The sequence below is a fragment of the Pseudomonas sp. S2_F03 genome, from assembly GCF_054668335.1.
Window position 1 is genome coordinate 4,428,177 of sequence record NZ_CP162759.1, and the last position, 17,654, is coordinate 4,445,830.

The window sequence follows — 17,654 nt, forward strand, 5'->3', positions numbered from 1 at the left end:
GCCCGCTCCCACAGGGTTTTCTGGCGTGACATAAATCCAGTGTGGGAGCGGGCTTGCCCGCGATGACTGACCTGAGTTTGCCGACAATCTCCAACCGAGCGTTCGCGTTTCACGAACGCCCGTTGCCAACTGAAGGTTGGATTCCTTGACCCCCGCTCCTCTAGCCTTGGCACATATTCCAAGAATAAGAGGTAACTTGCGATGTCTGCCCCTTTAAGCGCCATCAAAGTGATCGAGATCGGCACGCTGATCGCCGCGCCATTCGCCGCGCGCATGCTTGCCGAGTTCGGCGCCGAAGTCATCAAGATCGAAGCCATGGGCCAGGGCGACCCACTGCGCAAGTGGCGCAAGCTGCACGAAGGCACGTCGCTGTGGTGGTACCTGCAATCGCGCAACAAGAAGTCGCTGGCACTCAACCTCAAATCCCCTGAAGGCATCGAACTGGTCAAGCAACTGGCGACCAGTGCCGACGTGCTGATCGAAAACCTGCGCCCCGGTGCCCTGGAAAAACTCGGCCTGGGCTGGGACGTGTTGCACGCCCTCAATCCCAACCTGACGCTGGTGCGCATTTCCGGTTACGGCCAGACCGGCCCGTACCGTGATCGCCCGGGCTTCGGCGCCATCGGCGAGGCCATGGGCGGGATTCGCTATACCACCGGTACACCCGGTTCACCACCGGCGCGGGTGGGTGTCAGCCTCGGCGATTCCCTCGCTTCGCTGCACGCGGTGATCGGCGCCTTGATGTCGTTGCTGCGGGTCAAGACCGGGCAGGGCGGTGGGCAAGTGGTCGATGTGTCGCTGGCTGAAAGCGTGTTCAACGTCATGGAAAGCCTGGTGCCGGAATACGACATGCTCGGCCATGTGCGTGAACGCAGTGGAGGCGCCTTGCCGGGCATCGCCCCGTCTAATACGTACCTGACGGCCGATGGCGCTTACGTGGTGATCGCCGGCAACAGCGACCCGATTTACAAGCGTCTGATGGAGGTCATCGGTCGGCATGATCTGGCCGAAGCCCCCGAGTTTGCTCACAACGACGGGCGTGCATTGAAAAGCAATGTGCTCGACGCCGCCATTACCCACTGGACCAGCAGCCTGCCGATCGATGCCGTGTTGGCGGCGCTGGAAGCGGCCGAAGTCCCGGCCGGTCGTATCTATTCAGTGGCCGATATCGTCGCCGATCCGCATTATCAGGCGCGGGACATGTTGCTCAGCGCCGAACTGCCGGGTGGCGCCACCGTGAAAATGCCGGGGATCGTGCCCAAACTGTCCGAAACGCCCGGCGGCGTGAACTGGTCGGGACCTGGCCTGGGCCAGCACACCGATGACATCCTCGGGACGCTTGGCCTCACGAGGGCAGACATCGAACGCCTGAAAGCTGAAGGAGTGGTGCAATGATTACTGATTACTCCCAGACCCTGATCGTTCAGGAAGTCTCCCCGCGCGATGGTTTGCAGATTGAGCCAACCTGGGTTGAAACCGTCGACAAGATTGCCCTGATCGATCAGCTGTCGCTGGCCGGCTTCAGCCGGATCGAAGCCGGCTCGTTCGTGTCGCCCAAGGCCATCCCGGCGTTGCGTGACGGTGAATCGGTGTTCAAGGGCATCACCCGCCAACCGGGCGTGATCTACGTTGCGCTGATCCCCAACCTCAAAGGCGCGCAACGGGCGTTGGCGACGCGGGCCGATGAGCTGAATCTGGTGATGTCCGCCAGCCAGACGCACAACCTGGCGAACATGCGCATGCGTTGCGAAGACTCGTTGGCCGCATTCGGTGAGATTGTGCACTACGTTCAGGGCACGCCGGTGCGCCTTAACGCCAGCATCGCCACCACCTTCGGCTGCCCGTTCGAAGGCAAGATCGATGAGGACCGGGTGCTGCAAATCGTCGAGGCCTATCAGGAACTCGGCATCCAGGGCATCACGTTGGCCGACACCACTGGCATGGCCAACCCGCGACAGGTCGACAGGCTGGTGCGCCGGGTGTTGCAACGGGTCTCGCCAGCGGATTTGACCCTGCATTTCCACAACACTCGCGGCCTTGGCTTGTGCAATGTGCTGGCCGCCTACGAGGCCGGCGCCCGACGTTTCGATGCCGCGCTGGGCGGGCTCGGCGGTTGTCCGTTTGCACCGGGTGCGTCGGGCAACATCTGCACCGAAGACCTGGTCAACCTGTGCGATGAAATCGGTATTCCAACTGGCATCGACTTGCCTCTGCTGCTGAAACTGTCCCGAGGATTGCCGGCGCTGCTGGGTCACGAAGTGCCCGGTCAACTGGCCAAGGCGGGACGCAATTGCGACCTGCATCCCGTGCCTTCCTGACCACACCTAATCCCTGTAGGAGCCGAGCTTGCTCGCGATGACAGAGTCGCATCCAACATTGATGTCGACTGAACCACCGCTATCGCGAGCAAGCTCGGCTCCTGCAAAAAAGCATCTCAACCAGACAACAAAAACAATCGGACACCCACGGGAAGTCCGCCTGGAGAATCATCATGAGCCTCAATGTACTGGAGGCGGGCGTGAGCCCGTCCGTTAGCCACGACGAAGAAAAAGCCCTGGTCAGCAAGGTCGCCTGGCGCCTGATGCCGCTGATCATGGTTTGCTACCTGTTCGCGTTTTTCGACCGCATCAACATCAGCTTCGCCAAGTTCCAGTTGCAAACCGACTTGAGCCTGAGCGACACCGCTTACGGCCTGGGTGCCGGGTTGTTCGTGGTCGGTTACGTGATATTCGAAGTGCCCAGCAACATGATGCTGTACAAGGTCGGCGCGCGGCGCTGGATCGCCCGGATCAGTGATGTCCTGGGGCCTGGCCACGGCGGCCATGGTCTTCGTCAACAGCGAATGGCAGTTCTACGCGCTGCGCTTTGTGATTGGCGCAATGGAAGCCGGGTTTGCGCCGGGCGTGCTGTATTACCTGACGCTGTGGTTCCCGCAGCACTATCGCGGACGCATCACGTCGATGCTGTTTCTATCGTCGGCATTTGCCGGCCTGGTCGGCGCACCGTTCTCCGGGCTGGTGTTGCAACACCTCGACGGTTTCCTCGATATGCGAGGCTGGCACTGGCTGTTTTTGCTCGGCGGCGTACCTTGCATCGGCCTCGGCTTGCTGGTGCTGACATTGCTCAAGGACCGCATCGAAGATGCCCATTGGCTGACGCCGTCCGAGAAGACGCTGCTGGCCAGCCGCATCGCTCAGCATGAACCGCACAAGAGTGGCGGCTCGTTGCTCGCCGCGCTGCGAATTCCGGGTTTCCTGACGCTGGGGCTGATCTACTTCCTGATCCAGGTGGCGTCCTACGGCTTGAATTTCTGGGCCCCGCAACTGATTCGCAGGTGCCGGCACCGAGAGCCCGGTGATGATCGGTTTGCTGACCGCCATTCCTTACATCTGCGGTGCCATCAGCATGGTGGTGATCGGGCGGTTGTCTGACTCGACCGGCGAGCGGCGCAAGTTTGTCGCAGGGCTGGTGGCGGTGGGGGCGGTGGGGTTCTTCTGCGCCGGGATCTTCGCCAACCACACGACCTTTCTGATTGTCGCGCTGGGCCTGCTCGGTGCCGGCATTATCGCGTCCATCCCGAGCTTCTGGACCCTGCCGCCCAAACTGCTTGCCGGTGCCGGCGCAGGGGCCGCCGGCGGGATTGCGGTGATCAACACCCTGGGCCAGTTCGGCGGCATCGTCAGCCCGGTGATGGTCGGGCGGATCAAAGACCTGACCGGCAGCACCACACCGGCCCTGTATGTCATCGGTGTCTGCGCGTTGATCGCGGTGGCGCTGCTGTTGTGGGGGTTGCCGCAGAAGTTGCGCACGCTGGACAAGTTTTAAAGATCGTCCTCCGGCAGCACCTACGTGGACCACGCATCCACGCAGGCGCTGCCGGAGGTGCGATCTTTAGGTTTTCAAGGCGTTGCGGCGATGGCTTTTTCCGTCATGCCGCCCAACTGAATCAACACCACCCCCGCCACTAACAAGACGGCCCCCGAACGCCCGAGGCAACGTCATGTGCCGCTCCATCAATCCAAACCACCCAAAGTGATCCAGCACCAGCGACGCCACCACTTGCCCCGCCAACGCCAGCGCAATAAAGCCTGACGCTCCCAGCTTGGGCAGCAGCATCAACGCCAACGAAATAAAGCACACCCCAAACGCGCCTCCTGCCCACATCCACAGCGGTGCCCGGGTGATAAAGGCCAGCGACGGCAACGGCAAGCGCAGCGCCACGATGATCGGCAGCAACACCACAATACTCACCAGCAACGAGGCGAGCGTCGCCCACAACGGATGGCCCAGGCCTCGCGTGAGGTTGGCGTTGATCGCGCTCTGAAAGGGCACCACCGCCCCGGCAATCAGCGCCAGCAGCAACAGACCGGTCCAGTGCAATGTACTCATGATGTGTTCTCCAACAGGATTCGCTGGACTGTAGGGTATTCGTCACGCAAATTTAAATTCCGGTTTGCTATACAGAACATGCATCAAATGAATGATCTTCGACGCATCGACCTCAACTTGCTGGTGATTCTCGACGCATTGCTCAGCGAACAACACGTGACCCGGGCTGCCGAGCGCCTGCACCTGAGCCAGCCGGCGGTCAGCCACGCGCTGGCCCGACTGCGCGACATGCTCGGCGATCCGCTGCTGGTGCGCGCGGGCGCCACACTCGTGCCGACGCCACGTGCGCTGGAACTGGTCGCACCGTTGGCCGAAGCCCTGGCTCAGGTGCAATCACTGCTGGCGCCAAACACCTTCGATCCCGCCACCGCCAAGCGCACCTTTCGCCTGGCGATGTCGGATTACGGCGCGGCGATTATCTTGCCGGGGCTGATTCGAACCTTGCGCCGGGAAGCGCCGGGCATTGACCTGCAAATCAGCCACGCCAGCCGCGAAGGCATGATCGAGGGCGTGCTCAATGGTGATATCGACGTCGCGGTGGGGGTCTTTCCCGAATTGCCGAATGAGTTGCGCAGCACACCGCTGTTCGAAGAGCACTACGTGTGCCTCGTCGACCGTTACAGCCTGCCCGCCAATGGCATCCTCGACCTGCCAACCTACCTCGCGCGACCGCACGTCCTGCTGGAAATGCGCGGCAGCGGCACCCCGGAAATCGAACGGGCCCTGACCGCACTGCGCGAACGCCGTCGCGTGGCGATCAGCCTGCCGCACTGGAGCGTCGCCCCGGTATTCATCAGCGGTACTGATCTGATTCTGACGGTGGCGTCCCGTGGGCTGCGTGATATTGATAAACAGTCGCTGGTCGTCGTGCCGCCACCGTTTGATATTCCGTCGTTCACCTTTGTGTTGGCGTGGCACAAACGGCGGGGTGGGGATCAGGCGTTGAATTGGTTGAATGGGCGGATTGCGCAGGGGATAGTGCGCGGTGACATGTCCACTGACTCAACTCCAAACTCTTGAGGCGATCAAATTGCTCACAGGCCTCAACCACCTGACCCTCGCCGTCACCGACCTCAACCGCAGCGTGGCGTTCTATCAGAACCTCCTGCAACTGCGCCTCGAAGCCACTTGGGATACCGGTGCCTACCTGTCGCTGCCGGGTTTATGGTTGTGTCTATCCCTCGACCCGCTGCGCCATCCCGAGCCTGCCGCCGACTACACCCATTACGCCTTCAGCCTCGAGGTGGCGGATTTTCCGTGTTTCGTCGAGCGCCTTCGAGCTGCCCACGTGCAGGAATGGCGCGACAATCGCAGCGAGGGCGCGTCCTTCTACTTCCTTGATCCGGACGGTCACAAGCTGGAAGCCCATGTGGGTGACCTGGCGTCGCGCCTGGCGGCCTGCCGGCAGCGGCCGTATGCGGGGATGAAGTTCTTCGACGATCTGTAAGTCGATGTTGCTGGACCTGATATAGACTGGCGTCCATTCACTAAGTGGTTCAAAAGAGTTTTTCTATGACCCCATCCCTGCTAATGGCCGTTCTTACCTCGGGTTTTATCTACGGCATCACCCCCGGGCCGGGTGTGCTGGCGGTATTCGGGATCGGTGCGGCGCATGGGCGACGGGCGGGGGCGGGGTTTTTGTGCGGGCATTTGCTGGGGGATGTGGTCTGGTGCAGCACGGCACTGATTGCGATTGTCGGCGCACGCGAAATCGGTAGTACTGCGTTTGATGTGTTGGGTGTGCTCAGCGGACTGTATTTGTTTTGGCTGGGTTTACGCGCAGTACGGGCCAAGCGCAGCAGTGCCGAAGCGCCTCAGGGCCCGGCTCGCCAGCCGTTCTGGCACGGCATCATGTTCGGTTTGACCAATCCCAAAGCTTACCCGGTGGCGGTGGCCACCTTCACCGCATTGTTGTCCAGCCGCGCAGAACTGTTGCACTGGTCGATGCTGCCGTGGCTGATCGTCCTGAGCTTTGTTGGAGGCCTGATCGCCTACGCTATTCTCATCGGCATCGTGGGCGCGCGGCAGGTCCGCACCTTGTATCAGCGCCATGAACTGGCGATCACCCGGTTGTGCGGGGTAATGTTTATCGGTTTTGCCATTAATGCCCTGGCGCACGCGTTGCCGGGGCTGGTCACGAACAAGGCTTGAGGCCACATGCAGGGCACCATGGCATCCAGAAACTCCGCGCCGTTGGCGAGCTACATCGATCTTTTGCTGGACGCCGTGTGTGCCGTCGACAAGCAAGGTCGCTTCGTTTTTGTCAGTGCGGCCTGCGAGCGCATTTTCGGTTACACCCCCGACGAACTGATCGGCCAGCCAATGATTGATCTGGTGCACCCGGCCGATCGCCAGCGCACCCTCGACGCCGCGCGGGAGATCATGGGCGGTGAGCCCAAACTCAATTTCGAAAACCGCTACGTACGCAAGGACGGCCAGGTGGTGCATATCCTCTGGTCGGCGCGTTGGTCGGAAGTCGATCAGTTACGCATCGCCGTGGCCCGGGACATCACCGAACGCAAGCTGGCCGAGTCCCGACAAGCGGCGTTGTACGCGATCTCCGAAGCGGCTCACGCGGCGGAAGATTTGCTGGCGCTGTTCAAGCGCATTCACTTGATCATTGGCGAATGGCTGCCGGCGCTTAATTTCTCGGTGGCGCTGTATGACGAACACTGCGCGCAGCTGAATTTTCCGTATCACGTCGACGATCAGGAACTGCAACCCGAACAGCCCGGCACCATGACCGGGCGTCTGTGTGCGGAAGTGATCCGCAGTGGCCTGCCGATTTTGCTGACCCCGGGCCAGGAAAATTCGCACGAAGGTTTTGAGATGTTGGTCTCCGGGCCGAATTCGCCGTGTTGGCTGGGCGTTCCGCTGAACTCGAAAAACGGAACGATTGGCGCGCTCATCGTCAAAAGCATTCCCGGCGGAGAGCGCTACACCGAGCGGGACAAGGAATTGCTGCAATATGTCTGCGCCCAGGTCGCGACTGCCATCGAGCGCAAGCAATTGCATGCCCGGTTGCAGCGAATGGCCCAGTACGACCAACTGACGCAACTGCCCAATCGCGAGCTGCTGCGTGATCGTCTGAAAGCGTCACTGGCGCTGGCTCGGGCAGATAGCGGGCGCATGGCGTTGCTGTACGTCGACCTTGACCGCTTCAAAAACGTCAACGACACACACGGCCATGCGGTGGGCGACATGCTGTTGCAAGCGGTCGCCAATCGGCTCAAGGGTTGCGTGCGCGAAACTGACACCGTGGCGCGCATCGGCGGGGATGAGTTTGTGGTGTTGTTGCACAGCATCCAGGCCGCGGAAGACGCCGACAGCGTGGCGGGGAAAATCCTTCAGATTCTGGCGCAGCCGCTGCGTCTGGACGGGCACAGCCTGAACATCCAGGTCAGTATCGGTGTCGCTCATTACCCCGAGCACGGTACCGAAGAAAAGCAGCTGTTCCGGCATGCCGACGAAGCTATGTACACCGCCAAGCGCCGGCATCACCTGCGGCTCGACACCTGAAATATCCGCTGCCGTTCGTCGCGGCGTTATCAGGTTTTCTAAACCTTTCAGTGCGCCTCAATTCTGATTCTATGCGGGCTGCTGCTCGCCTGGGTCATTACCAAGAGGTAGAGAATCATGCCTAACTCAAGAAACTCGAACTCGGGAAACTTCGCTAACGATCGAACGAAGGCGTCTGAAGCCGGTCGCAAGGGTGGGAAAACCACCACTACGACTGTCGACAAAGACCCTTCGAAGCCCGAAATGGGCCGCAAAGGAGGTCAGAAATCCAAGTAGTGATTGAAGGTGGTTTTGATGAGAGGCGGGGGCGAAAGCTCCCGCTTGAATTTTTCAGAAGGAGGGCGCGACCATGATCCGGATGGCCACCCGAATACGATATGTATGTTTTGCTACGTTGCTGGGCCTGTGTGCCGGCAGTGCCTTTGCCCAGTCCCCCGCAGAATTCATCAACGAGGCCTCGGCCCAAGGCATGGCCGATATTGAAACCAGTCGCCTGGCCCATCAGAAAACCGAATCCAAAGAGGTCAAGGACTACACCATTGTCGTCATCAACGACCGCACCACCGCCAACCAGCACCTGGCGAAAATCGCCAAACAGCTGGATTTGCCGGTAGCCCCGCGCGAAGAGGTGGTCGACAAGGCCAAAGCCTTGATGCCGCAAGTGATGGACGGCGAAACCTTCGATGAGGCGTACGCCGCCAGTCAGGTGAAAACCACGCAGGAAGCCATCGAGCAACTTCAGCAAGAAGCGCAGACCACCGACATCCCGCAAATCAAGGCGTTTGCTGAAGAGACCCTGCCCAAACTGCAAAACCACCTGCAGATGGCCAAGGCGTTGCAAGCCGGTCGCTAGCACCAGGTTTGGGGGTGTTTAAAGCAAACGGCGCGTCATTCACATCACGCGCCGTTTTGTTTGGATTCAGCACTCGTTCAAATCCTGCTTGCGCTGACTCGACGTCGCCAGCCCTGCCAGGCCATGCACATCTTTTTCGCCCATGGCGCGATAGTGTCTGCGCAGTGCTTCCAGTTGCTTGAGATCGAGCAACTCCAGCCCCAGCATGGCGTTCTGCGCCTCCTTGTTCACCCGCAGCAACTCATCGATTTTCAAGTGCAAGATGTCGGTATCGCGGTTCTGCGTGTTCTGGATCAGGAACACCATCAGGAACGTGATGATGGTGGTCGACGTGTTGATGATCAGTTGCCAAGTGTCGTTGAAATCAAAAATCGGCCCGCTCAGGCCCCACAAGCCAATAAGAATCAGCGCCCCCATGAATGTCTTTGGGCTACCGGCCCAAAGGGCGAGTTTCTGCGAAATCTTTGCGAATTTCATGGCCGTGTTCCTTATTGGGGAAGTACCTGAAGGTGTGACAGTGCGGGCGGGTTGAAAATTCTGATTGGCTTTGTGGATTGATTGGAAACCTGCATTGCGTCGGATTCAGATGAAGGAAACGTCTTTAATTCGCCAATCCTGGTTGGAATCTTTCTTTGTGCCGGTTTGTGTCTAGTATCAAAGGCAGTCAATTTGCCAGCATCCAAACACACGGATAGACACCCGCTAAGAGGTCACTCATGGAATTCTTCGAAAAGTTAGCAAGCCTGGCCGCAAAAGTTCGTTTGCAGAGCGCTGCAATTCAGACGGAAGAAGCGACCAAGAACGCCTTTGTCATGCCCTTTATCAGCACGGTGTTGGGCTACGACGTGTTCGATCCGACTGAAGTAACTCCTGAATTCGTTTGCGATATCGGAACGAAAAAGGGAGAAAAAATTGATTACGCCATCATGAAAGCTGGAGAGGTTCAGATCCTTATCGAGTGCAAAAAAATAGGCGAGCCACTGCACATCAATCATGCATCTCAGTTGTTTCGTTACTTCCATGTCACGAGCGCTCGTATCTCCATCCTCACTAACGGTCAGGTCTACAAATTTTTCACCGACCTGGATGCGCCTAACAAAATGGATGAGAAACCATTTCTTGAACTCGACCTGTTGGACATCGACGAGTACTCGGTCCCGGAACTGGTGAAGCTCACTAAATCCGCTTTCGATGTGGACTCGATCATCAGCGCCGCCGGTGAGTTGAAATACGTCAGTCAAATCAAAAAGGTCATTGCTGCACAGGTCAGCAAACCCGATGACGACTTTGTGAAAGTGTTCGCTTCGCGTGTCTACGACGGAGTGATTACTCAGAAGGTCCGCGAGCAGTTTCATGAGCTGACGAGAAAAGCAGTCATGCAATTTCTCAATGACCAAATCAACGAACGGCTCAAGTCGGCGATGAGCGGTGCAATCCAACCCGCTTTAGCCTCTTTACCTGTTACTTCTGGCGGTGCTGAGCAGGCGGATGTGCGGGACGAGTCAGAGGACAAGGTGCTGACGACATTGGAAGAACTGGAGGGTTATCACATCGTCCGGGCTGTGGTGCGCTCCGTTGTCGACGCCAAGCGGATTGTTCAGCGCGATACTCAAAGTTACTTCGGCATTCTGCTGGACGATAACAACCGTAAACCGATCTGCCGTCTGCACTTCAATCGTTCACAGAAATACATCGGCATATTTGACGAAGAGAAGAATGAAACCCGGCATGCGATCAACTCAATTGATGACATCTACGAGTATTCGGATCACTTGAAGAAGACTGTTGGGTATTACGATTAACGACTCTTGCTCTATGCCTGTAAAAACCTGTCAGGTGATATTGATTTTGTGGTGAGGGAGCTTGCTCCCGTTGGACTGGTCCGCGCTCGGGCGCAGCAGTCCCATTTTTAGGGACGCTTCGCTCCCCAGCGGGAGCAAGCTCCCTCGCCACAGGCCCCTTCTTCGCTCTCCCATTTTATTAATCAAACGGCATTGCTCTATGCGGCCGATTTCTCGCGAGTGCTGTTTGCTACGTCAACTCCACTTCAACCGCCCAACTAAAGTAGCCCAGCGCCTCGCAGTTTTTGTCGATCAGCATGAAATTCAGCTCACACGTCTCCACGCCTGAGGACCGTCGAGTGCATTTCCAATAATGATCATCGGCCTGGTGGTTACCCGGCTCCGTCGGCGTTGCCGGGTCGGGCACAGGCACCGTCAGGTTGCCATGGACCACCAATTCGGGCGCTGACAGTACGCCGGCATCGCCCACTGATATCTCGTAAAACACCACGCTGTGTTCGGCCAGTAGGCTGATGGTCCTTCCACGGAGATGGAATGTCGTTTCGTTACTCGTGTGTAACGTAATTTTACTGTCATTTATTGTACTTTTGCCTCCACCGATGACGAGGATGAAACCCTCTTCAATCACCGTTGGTAATGGCGGTTTCAGACTGGGTTGCGGATAACGTGAAAGCAGTGATTCGGCATCCACGATCAGCAATATATTGTTCGCGGAGGAGGGGGCGTTGATCGGTTCGGAAGTCATCATGGATTCCTTTCATGATGGTGGTACATGACGGCAGCCGCGTCGGTTCATGCAAGACATCCCGGTTCCTGTCGAGGCGGCAACGTGTTCGGCAAGCCCCTTGTCGCCAAGGGGCCAGACCCTCGTCAGTTACGGATGGTAATGAACGGATCCCACGAACAGCAGCCGACAATCTTGCACTCGCGATCCACGATCAAAAAGTTGAAATGGTAGGTCACGCTACCGCACGCCAGTGTTTCCGACGACCAGTAATAGTTGTCGACTTTCTGGCAGCTCGGCACTGAAGGATTACTGGTGTTAGGGACGGCCACGCAAGCAGTGGCCTTGCGTGGCGTGGGGGTGGAGATCAGCTCGTTGCCGACATTGCCGATGAATTTGTAGAAAATCACCGCTGTTTCAAAGCTCTGCGACAGGCTGGTTTCCCGCCAGCGGATCAGGTCGCCCACTTGTGCTTTCAAGTTCAGTTCGCCACCCGCCTGACCATTAATCACGTTGTTCTGGTTGGTAACCATGTACACATGATTGACGTCGATCATCGTCGGCGCGGCAGGGTTTTTGCTGATGTTCGGGTAGTTTTTCAGGATGGTTTCAGTGTCGATCGAAACCAGTACGTCCGTGACTCGAGACATAGTAAAGCTCCTTCTTCATAGTGAACGCCTGGCATCTTTCCAGGCACAACAACGCTTGCTTGCCTTGCGGTCGTTGCGCAAACACTACGGGCGGAACCCACCTGTCACGAACATGAGCTGGCCTTGCTCCTTGCGTGCAAACTAACGGGTTCGGGTTCCTTCCGACGGGCCGCGATTGGACTATAGATGCGAAATTGAGGCTGTCAAAACTACCTCGTGTATGGCTCGACGAGCGGTCAAGTTGTCGTGGTTGGACAAAGGTCGGGGATAGGGCCTTGAAGGTTGGTCGAGGTATCGTAGCGAACCGGTTGTGCGCCTCGGGCCACAACACAGCACCTGCAGGAGAACGCAATGAGTTGGTCCGCCAAACAATACGTCGCTTTTGAAGATGAACGCACACGCCCGGCGCGAGACTTGCTCGCTGCCATCCCGCCCGTGGAGGCGCGCTCGGCCATTGATATCGGTTGCGGCCCCGGCAACTCGACCGAACTGCTGGTCGAGCGCTTCATCGGCGCCACGGTGCGTGGCGTGGACAGTTCGCCGGACATGATCGATGCGGCTCGCAAGCGCTTGCCCAGCGTGCAGTTCGACACCGTCGATATCGGTACCTGGAACGATAGCGGACCGTTCGACGTGATTTTTGCCAATGCGGTTTTGCAGTGGCTGCCCGATCACGCGACGTTACTGCCTTCGCTGGCCGCCAGACTGACGCCGGGCGGCAGCCTGGCCATCCAGATGCCTGACAACCTCAACGAACCGTCCCATCGCCTGATGCGTGAAGTGGCCGCCGAGGGCCCGTGGGCCGACAAACTGGCGAGCGCAGCCGGGCAGCGCACCGAAATGGCCAGTGCCAGCGATTACTACTCGATGGTGCGACCGCACTGCGCGCGCGTCGATGTATGGCGCACCACCTACCATCACCCGCTGGCGGGCGGGGCTTCGGGCGTGGTCGAGTGGTTCAAGGGCAGCGGTTTGCGGCCGTTTCTCGAACCGCTGGATGATGCGGAAAAGGCTCAGTACCTCAAGCAGTATCAAACCGCGATCGAGCAGGCCTATCCAGCGTTGAGCGATGGTTCGGTGCTGCTGCCGTTTCCACGGTTGTTTATCGTTGCGACTCGGTAAAAGCACACTGAACCTGTGGTGAGGGAGCTTGCTCCCTCGCCACAGTGGTGCTTCGGTCATTCTGACGGAAGGGCGTCAACTATCAATGCTACCGGGCTTCCCCCGAGTATTTAGTCCTGTCGATGTCCAAAACTGCCCATACACATTCCGCGTACTGCGGATTGGATATGTGCAGGGTGACATTGTTTGCCAGTGGAATCGGGGATCCTTGGTCCGCGAGAATTTCGAAATGGCCTTCAATGGCTTCGCGCGCCATGGCTATTGCATCGTTCAGTCCTTCTCCAGCCGAAAAACAACCCTGGACATCAGGCACTTCTACGCCCCACGCGTGTTGGTCATCGCCTGCTGAAATCGCAATTGGATAAAGCATGTTCATCGCCCTCCTTTAACTGGCTGTCAGGCCATGAAAGGCAAAGGGCGCCCCGAAAGGCGCCCGGTATCACCTCAGGACGGTTCGGCATCCATGCGTCGAGCGATAACGTCCAGCACATCGCAACCGTCGCGCAAGGGCACGCAGCAGAGCAATGCAAAGTCGCTGAGGATGACCGCGTCGGTGGTGATGTCGCCTCGCATGGCGAGGTTTTCGAGGATCTGCGTCACGGCTCGTATTCTGTAGCTGGCCGTGCTGAGCAGTGAGTGCAGCGGTTGGGTGGTGTTGACGAAGAGGGAGGGCAGATCGTCGGCGTTGCTGGTTAGAGCCATATATTCTTTCAAGATTGATCACCATGATAGGAGGAAGACCTACCACTCAATCGTCGCCAAACAATAGGGTGGTAGCTGTACGCGGGTTGGCGAACCGGGCCATGGTAAAACCGGCAGACCCTAAGGTCTCCCACGCACAGCCACCAAAAATGAGGTAGCAACGTACGTTCAAAAGCGCTCCGAGAAATTCTCGGAGGCTCCTGTACCAAGGCATCGAGTCGCCAAACCCGATACGCCATTTGGGCGCGCTCGGACTATAGGCCTCGTGACAAAGGCACAGCAATGCGCAAGTGTACGGACAATTCCCAGCGTCGTGTAGGACGTTGCCTTTTCGGAAATTGGCCACTTTCGTGCCATCAGGGAATTGGGTGATCGACGCGTGATTGGGCAGACGTTGACTGCTTTGTTCAGGATGAAGAATCAGCGTTTCACTAAATCCCGCCCACAAAAAAACCGGCCACACAGGACCGGTTTTTTCGTTATGGTCGCCCGTCAGGCAACAGCAGGGAACAAACTCTCATAAGGAATTCGTAATTCATTCTTAGGGGGGCAGTTACTGGAAACGATGAAATTTCATGAGCTCCTTCCAGATGTAACCGTAGCTGTAGCGTAGCCATGCCACTTTTAACTGGTCGAAGCGACGTCGAAACCAACTGTGTTCTCGCGCTTTGAGTTCTTTGGCTATTTCCTCTAGTAACCATTCATCCTTAAAACCACTCCAAACAGGAGGGACGGGCGTTTCAAGGTTGCTGAAGCAGACAGGCGCGACCTCTGAGTACAAGATTTCTTCAACGTCCTTTGGGTCATAGCCTCGAATTCGTTCTGCGATAGAGGCGTAGTCGACAGTGCTGTCTACAAAGGCCTCTGCCAGCGCGATCTGGATGTTCGCTCGTTCCGTAGGCGTCAGAATATGTCCCAATGGGCCAGCTCCTCTAGCTCTGCGTCGAACGTGTCAGCCGCGACCCCGCCGGCGATGCCGCCAACAACGCTACCGATGAGAACTACGGCGATGGCGCAGGCCGGAGCTCCAGGACCACAAAGAGCGGATATGCCCAAACCTGCCAGAAATCCACCCGCCGCACCACCACCCAGGATGGTGGCTTGGCGAGTGGTTTCCTTGGCCTTGTCGTCTGCGTTCAGTATTTGGTAAGTGGCCAGCACCGCTGTCATGATGATGCCAACCTTGCCCATGACAGACATGATTTTTGTGCCAGAGGTGAACTTGGCATTGGCACTGCCGGACCGCTCCAGAGCTCTGTACAAGACCTCTTTCTGTTGAGCCTTAGAAAGTTGTTCGTAGTTCTTGTGGAACTGGGTTTGAGATTTTTCGTTCAGGATGTCGCTGTGTGTTCCGCCGGCCTTTTCTTTTTTTGCACGATGGCCAAACCCTGTGCAGAGGTCAGCTTGCGGTGTTCGAACATGATTTTGTTGCGCATCTCATTGCTGAACTTTGTCGCGTCCTCGACGCTGATATTGCCAGCTCTCACCTCAGCGAATATCTGCTGTGACATTCGTCGAATATTGCTCTCGTAGCTTGCGCGGATGCGTTCGTCCTTGATGGCATCGATGGAAAAACGACTGGCCGCCCCCTCCATGCCTGCAACCACCATCTCAAGGGGAGACCGGTCGAGCGTATGTTCGCTTTTAACAACATAACTTCCGGTTACCAGGTTCGGTTCCGTCACTAGAATATCCTTATCCCAAAATGTCGTTCAGCAGTCCGTCGATACCTGCGGTTGTGCAGGTGTTTTCGTGTTGGGCAAATGCCAAGGTATGGCATGCCTTTCCGGTGGGGTTGGAAAATTTGACCGAGTTGTTTGCGTCAAAGACGCCGGGCATGGAAGACCCATCGTCAAAGTGAGCCGTGCAAGCAAACCCTTCGTAGCTTTCTTCTGCGGGAATCTTAAAGCCGATCCAGTTGCCGTGAATGACCATGGGCATAGGAGGAATAAAGGGGGCAGGGGTATGGGAGCTTCCGATGATGACCGTGCCCGAACCGCCGATCACGACATCGCCATGATGTGCCGACAGTACCGACCAGCGCGGCATTTTTGCCGTTGATTAACACTGTGCCGGACACTTCTGAAGCTAACGCACTACCGCAGGTGCAGGTGTCACCTTTGCGAGCGGCTGCAAGGCCGTCGAAGAACACATCAGGAGAGCCAGAGGCGATAGCTTTGGAGCCGTGCCCCGGCATGGGACAACTGGTTGGGTCGGTGATACGTGCAGCTGGCTTTGCCATGCTTGACTCCCTGTCAACGAATTTAACGGGGACGACTGTATCAGACCTACTCTGAGAAATGGCTCGCGAAGATGTCAGCAAGGTCATGCCTGGGGCATGCGGCGGGAGTTGATAAGCCAGAGATGCACAACCATGCTTATTCAGCTGTGGAAAATTGGGGACTGATCTATTTATCAATGATTGGCCAAGTTGACCACATACCCGAGTCCACCAAACCCCAGACATAAAAAAACCGGCCATCAAGGCCGGTTTTTTATCCCCCGTCAAAAAACGACGTGAGACTGAAATCTGAGTGGAGCGGGTGAAGGGAATCGAACCCTCGTTATCAGCTTGGGAAGCTGGAGTAATGCCATTATACGACACCCGCTCAGAGCGGCTGACTTTGTACCAGATGTGCGCACGGATTTGAAGTTTTTCTTTATGCACGCTGCATTTAGCACCCACGAAACGACAACACGGTCTATCGCGGGCAAGCCTCGCGCCTACAGGACTGCATTCAACACTGTAGGGCGGGGCGTGCTCGCGAGGACGCTGTTTCAGATAGCCAGTGCATGGTGGTCCTGAACGTAGTGGTAACGCGGTCGGCTTTCATGCTGTGCCGGTTTCAGGAACCCCATCAGTGCATTGCGGCTGTCTCGGCAGGCGGCTTTGTGTTCCATGTCGAGAAAGTGGCCGGTCGCTTCCAGGGTCGTGAAGGTGGCGTGTTGCACATGGTTGGCGAACAATCGCGCGCCATCGGCGGCGGTGTATTCGTCCCATTCGCCGTTCATGAACAGCACCGGCACGTTGATTTTCTCCGCGGCCTTCAGAAAGCACTGGCGATCACTGTGCAGCAGGTCGCTGATGTGGAAGTGCATCTGCCCGTATTCATGATCGGCCAGGCTGCTGACGTGCCGATAGTTGAAGCGCTTGAACAGAGTCGGCAAGTGTTTACCGATGGTGCTGTTCACCAGGGTGCCGACCCGGTCGCCGTCCCGGCTGCCGAGGTAATCGACGCCGCGCTCGAGGTAGTCGAGCATGTGCGCATTGATCTCCGGGGAGAACGAGCTGATTACGGCTTTTTCGATCCGTCGTGGCCGGTGGGCGAGGGCGACCAGGGTCGCGGCACCGCCCCAGGAAAACGACAGAACGTGTTCGGCGCCGAAGTGGTCGATCAGCTCCAGGAGGATCTGCCCTTCGACTTCCTTGGTCAGCAATTTCTCGTGCAGGTTGTGGGCCTTGGACTTGCCCGCGTAGGGCTGGTCGTAGCAAACCACGTTGAATTGCGGGTGCAGGTTTTTCACGGTTTGTGCAAACGACGCAGTCGTGGCCATCGAGCCGTTGACCAGAATAATGGTCTTCTCTGCGGCGTCTGCGCGATAGAACTCCGTGTAAACCCGATACTGACCTTGTATATCCAGCACAGCGATTTCTGGCCTCATGTCATAAGACTCCTGGCAAGCGGGTATGCGCGCAAATGAGATTGCACGAGCTTTGTGACAGGTAGGCATACGCCTGGAATTTGGAGGCCCATGTCGATCCATGCAGCAGGTCGACGGGTATTATTATTGGCGGGCAGTCTGTCGGTCTGAGGCGGAACCTGAGGGTTCTCTAACCGGCAAAAAGTTTCTTAGAAGTATGTTGTGACTCGTCAGTCACATTTCGGCTGACG

Annotated in this window: 16 protein-coding genes, 1 tRNA gene and 5 pseudogenes; 11 read left to right on the forward strand and 11 right to left on the reverse strand. The window is 57.6% G+C overall.

The genetic code is table 11. From position 1 onward, the window contains the following. Window positions 1–201: 201 nt before the first annotated feature. The 3 genes and pseudogenes from AB4N76_RS20665 to AB4N76_RS20675 all read left to right on the forward strand — a co-directional run bounded on the left by AB4N76_RS20665 (window position 202) and on the right by AB4N76_RS20675 (window position 3,825). On the forward strand, window positions 202–1,395 hold the full coding sequence (locus AB4N76_RS20665; RefSeq protein ID WP_109787373.1) for a CaiB/BaiF CoA transferase family protein: 1,194 nt from the start codon (window positions 202–204) through the stop codon (window positions 1,393–1,395). Then, window positions 1,392–2,318, forward strand: coding sequence for a hydroxymethylglutaryl-CoA lyase (locus tag AB4N76_RS20670; RefSeq protein WP_046029435.1), 927 nt, complete (start codon window positions 1,392–1,394; stop codon window positions 2,316–2,318). The genes AB4N76_RS20665 and AB4N76_RS20670 overlap by 4 nt, the downstream gene beginning before the upstream one ends. Before the next feature lie 173 nt (window positions 2,319–2,491). Further along, window positions 2,492–3,825 (forward strand): annotated as a pseudogene (locus tag AB4N76_RS20675) (MFS transporter). A 74-nt stretch (window positions 3,826–3,899) separates the two neighbouring features. On the opposite strand, the pseudogene AB4N76_RS20680 reads toward AB4N76_RS20675, so the two are convergent. Then, window positions 3,900–4,389 (reverse strand): annotated as a pseudogene (locus tag AB4N76_RS20680) (DMT family transporter). A gap of 78 nt (window positions 4,390–4,467) precedes the next feature. On the opposite strand from AB4N76_RS20680, the gene AB4N76_RS20685 reads away from it, so the two are divergent. The 6 genes from AB4N76_RS20685 to AB4N76_RS20710 all read left to right on the forward strand — a co-directional run bounded on the left by AB4N76_RS20685 (window position 4,468) and on the right by AB4N76_RS20710 (window position 8,761). After that, window positions 4,468–5,409 (forward strand): LysR family transcriptional regulator, encoded by a 942-nt coding sequence (locus tag AB4N76_RS20685; RefSeq protein ID WP_077430751.1) that lies wholly within the window; start codon window positions 4,468–4,470, stop codon window positions 5,407–5,409. A 10-nt stretch (window positions 5,410–5,419) separates the two neighbouring features. Further along, window positions 5,420–5,836: a fosfomycin resistance glutathione transferase gene (gene fos, locus AB4N76_RS20690; protein WP_046029439.1), complete on the forward strand. Its 417-nt coding sequence runs from the start codon at window positions 5,420–5,422 to the stop codon at window positions 5,834–5,836. Window positions 5,837–5,901: 65 nt separating this feature from the next. After that, the gene (locus AB4N76_RS20695; protein WP_077430749.1) at window positions 5,902–6,540 is read left to right on the forward strand and encodes a LysE family translocator; all 639 of its coding nucleotides are present in this window, start codon (window positions 5,902–5,904) and stop codon (window positions 6,538–6,540) included. 18 nt (window positions 6,541–6,558) lie between these two features. Further along, window positions 6,559–7,908, forward strand: a complete 1,350-nt coding sequence (locus AB4N76_RS20700; protein WP_046029647.1) for a sensor domain-containing protein — start codon at window positions 6,559–6,561, stop codon at window positions 7,906–7,908. 117 nt (window positions 7,909–8,025) lie between these two features. Then, complete coding sequence (locus tag AB4N76_RS20705; RefSeq protein WP_077430748.1) at window positions 8,026–8,184, forward strand: KGG domain-containing protein; 159 nt, start codon at window positions 8,026–8,028, stop codon at window positions 8,182–8,184. Window positions 8,185–8,257: 73 nt separating this feature from the next. Next, window positions 8,258–8,761 (forward strand): DUF4142 domain-containing protein, encoded by a 504-nt coding sequence (locus AB4N76_RS20710; RefSeq protein ID WP_046029444.1) that lies wholly within the window; start codon window positions 8,258–8,260, stop codon window positions 8,759–8,761. Window positions 8,762–8,827: 66 nt separating this feature from the next. On the opposite strand, the gene AB4N76_RS20715 is transcribed toward AB4N76_RS20710, so the two are convergent. Continuing rightward, window positions 8,828–9,238 carry a low affinity iron permease family protein gene (locus AB4N76_RS20715; protein WP_046029446.1) on the reverse strand — a complete coding sequence of 137 codons (411 nt, stop codon included), beginning with the start codon at window positions 9,236–9,238 and terminating at the stop codon, window positions 8,828–8,830. A gap of 239 nt (window positions 9,239–9,477) precedes the next feature. Between AB4N76_RS20715 and AB4N76_RS20720 the strand changes: the two genes are divergently transcribed. Continuing rightward, window positions 9,478–10,563, forward strand: a complete 1,086-nt coding sequence (locus AB4N76_RS20720; protein ID WP_077430747.1) for a type I restriction endonuclease — start codon at window positions 9,478–9,480, stop codon at window positions 10,561–10,563. Between the two features lie 229 nt (window positions 10,564–10,792). Here the strand turns inward: AB4N76_RS20720 and AB4N76_RS20725 are convergent, their stop codons facing one another. Together AB4N76_RS20725 and AB4N76_RS20730 are read right to left on the reverse strand one after the other, a co-directional pair. Beyond that, a complete protein-coding gene (locus AB4N76_RS20725) occupies window positions 10,793–11,308 on the reverse strand; it encodes an AidA/PixA family protein (RefSeq protein WP_046029448.1) in 516 nt (171 codons plus the stop codon). 125 nt (window positions 11,309–11,433) lie between these two features. Further along, the gene (locus AB4N76_RS20730; RefSeq protein ID WP_046029450.1) at window positions 11,434–11,937 is read right to left on the reverse strand and encodes an inclusion body family protein; all 504 of its coding nucleotides are present in this window, start codon (window positions 11,935–11,937) and stop codon (window positions 11,434–11,436) included. A 351-nt stretch (window positions 11,938–12,288) separates the two neighbouring features. Between AB4N76_RS20730 and tam the strand changes: the two genes are divergently transcribed. Beyond that, window positions 12,289–13,059: a trans-aconitate 2-methyltransferase gene (gene tam, locus AB4N76_RS20735; RefSeq protein WP_046029452.1), complete on the forward strand. Its 771-nt coding sequence runs from the start codon at window positions 12,289–12,291 to the stop codon at window positions 13,057–13,059. 91 nt (window positions 13,060–13,150) lie between these two features. Here the strand turns inward: tam and AB4N76_RS20740 are convergent. From AB4N76_RS20740 to AB4N76_RS20770, 7 genes and pseudogenes are all read right to left on the reverse strand, one after another. Beyond that, window positions 13,151–13,429: pseudogene (locus tag AB4N76_RS20740) on the reverse strand (type II toxin-antitoxin system HicB family antitoxin); the annotation flags it as partial. Window positions 13,430–13,503: 74 nt separating this feature from the next. Beyond that, window positions 13,504–13,773, reverse strand: a complete 270-nt coding sequence (locus AB4N76_RS20745; protein ID WP_046029454.1) for a hypothetical protein — start codon at window positions 13,771–13,773, stop codon at window positions 13,504–13,506. A gap of 541 nt (window positions 13,774–14,314) precedes the next feature. Beyond that, entirely contained in the window at window positions 14,315–14,680 is a 366-nt protein-coding gene (locus tag AB4N76_RS20750; RefSeq protein WP_046029456.1) for a DUF7079 family protein, read from the reverse strand. Further along, window positions 14,665–15,446 (reverse strand): annotated as a pseudogene (locus tag AB4N76_RS20755) (hypothetical protein). The gene AB4N76_RS20750 and the pseudogene AB4N76_RS20755 overlap by 16 nt, the downstream one beginning before the upstream one ends. Before the next feature lie 10 nt (window positions 15,447–15,456). Continuing rightward, a pseudogene (locus AB4N76_RS20760) lies at window positions 15,457–16,003 on the reverse strand (PAAR domain-containing protein). Window positions 16,004–16,296: 293 nt separating this feature from the next. Further along, window positions 16,297–16,370 (reverse strand) — tRNA-Gly (locus AB4N76_RS20765). Window positions 16,371–16,539: 169 nt separating this feature from the next. Next, window positions 16,540–17,424, reverse strand: coding sequence for an alpha/beta fold hydrolase (locus tag AB4N76_RS20770; protein WP_046029459.1), 885 nt, complete (start codon window positions 17,422–17,424; stop codon window positions 16,540–16,542). Window positions 17,425–17,654 lie beyond the last annotated feature (230 nt).

Excerpts from the sequence above, each read along its gene's own strand:
- AB4N76_RS20665 (WP_109787373.1), top strand. The coding sequence starts at position 202 with ATGTCTGCCCCTTTAAGCGCCATCAAAGTGATCGAGATCGGCACGCTG.
- AB4N76_RS20670 (WP_046029435.1), top strand. The coding sequence starts at position 1,392 with ATGATTACTGATTACTCCCAGACCCTGATCGTTCAGGAAGTCTCCCCG.
- AB4N76_RS20685 (WP_077430751.1), top strand. The coding sequence starts at position 4,468 with ATGCATCAAATGAATGATCTTCGACGCATCGACCTCAACTTGCTGGTG.
- AB4N76_RS20695 (WP_077430749.1), top strand. The coding sequence starts at position 5,902 with ATGACCCCATCCCTGCTAATGGCCGTTCTTACCTCGGGTTTTATCTAC.
- AB4N76_RS20700 (WP_046029647.1), top strand. The coding sequence starts at position 6,559 with ATGGCATCCAGAAACTCCGCGCCGTTGGCGAGCTACATCGATCTTTTG.
- AB4N76_RS20705 (WP_077430748.1), top strand. The coding sequence starts at position 8,026 with ATGCCTAACTCAAGAAACTCGAACTCGGGAAACTTCGCTAACGATCGA.
- AB4N76_RS20710 (WP_046029444.1), top strand. The coding sequence starts at position 8,258 with ATGATCCGGATGGCCACCCGAATACGATATGTATGTTTTGCTACGTTG.
- AB4N76_RS20715 (WP_046029446.1), bottom strand. The coding sequence starts at position 9,238 with ATGAAATTCGCAAAGATTTCGCAGAAACTCGCCCTTTGGGCCGGTAGC.
- AB4N76_RS20720 (WP_077430747.1), top strand. The coding sequence starts at position 9,478 with ATGGAATTCTTCGAAAAGTTAGCAAGCCTGGCCGCAAAAGTTCGTTTG.
- AB4N76_RS20725 (WP_046029448.1), bottom strand. The coding sequence starts at position 11,308 with ATGACTTCCGAACCGATCAACGCCCCCTCCTCCGCGAACAATATATTG.
- AB4N76_RS20730 (WP_046029450.1), bottom strand. The coding sequence starts at position 11,937 with ATGTCTCGAGTCACGGACGTACTGGTTTCGATCGACACTGAAACCATC.
- tam (WP_046029452.1), top strand. The coding sequence starts at position 12,289 with ATGAGTTGGTCCGCCAAACAATACGTCGCTTTTGAAGATGAACGCACA.
- AB4N76_RS20770 (WP_046029459.1), bottom strand. The coding sequence starts at position 17,424 with ATGAGGCCAGAAATCGCTGTGCTGGATATACAAGGTCAGTATCGGGTT.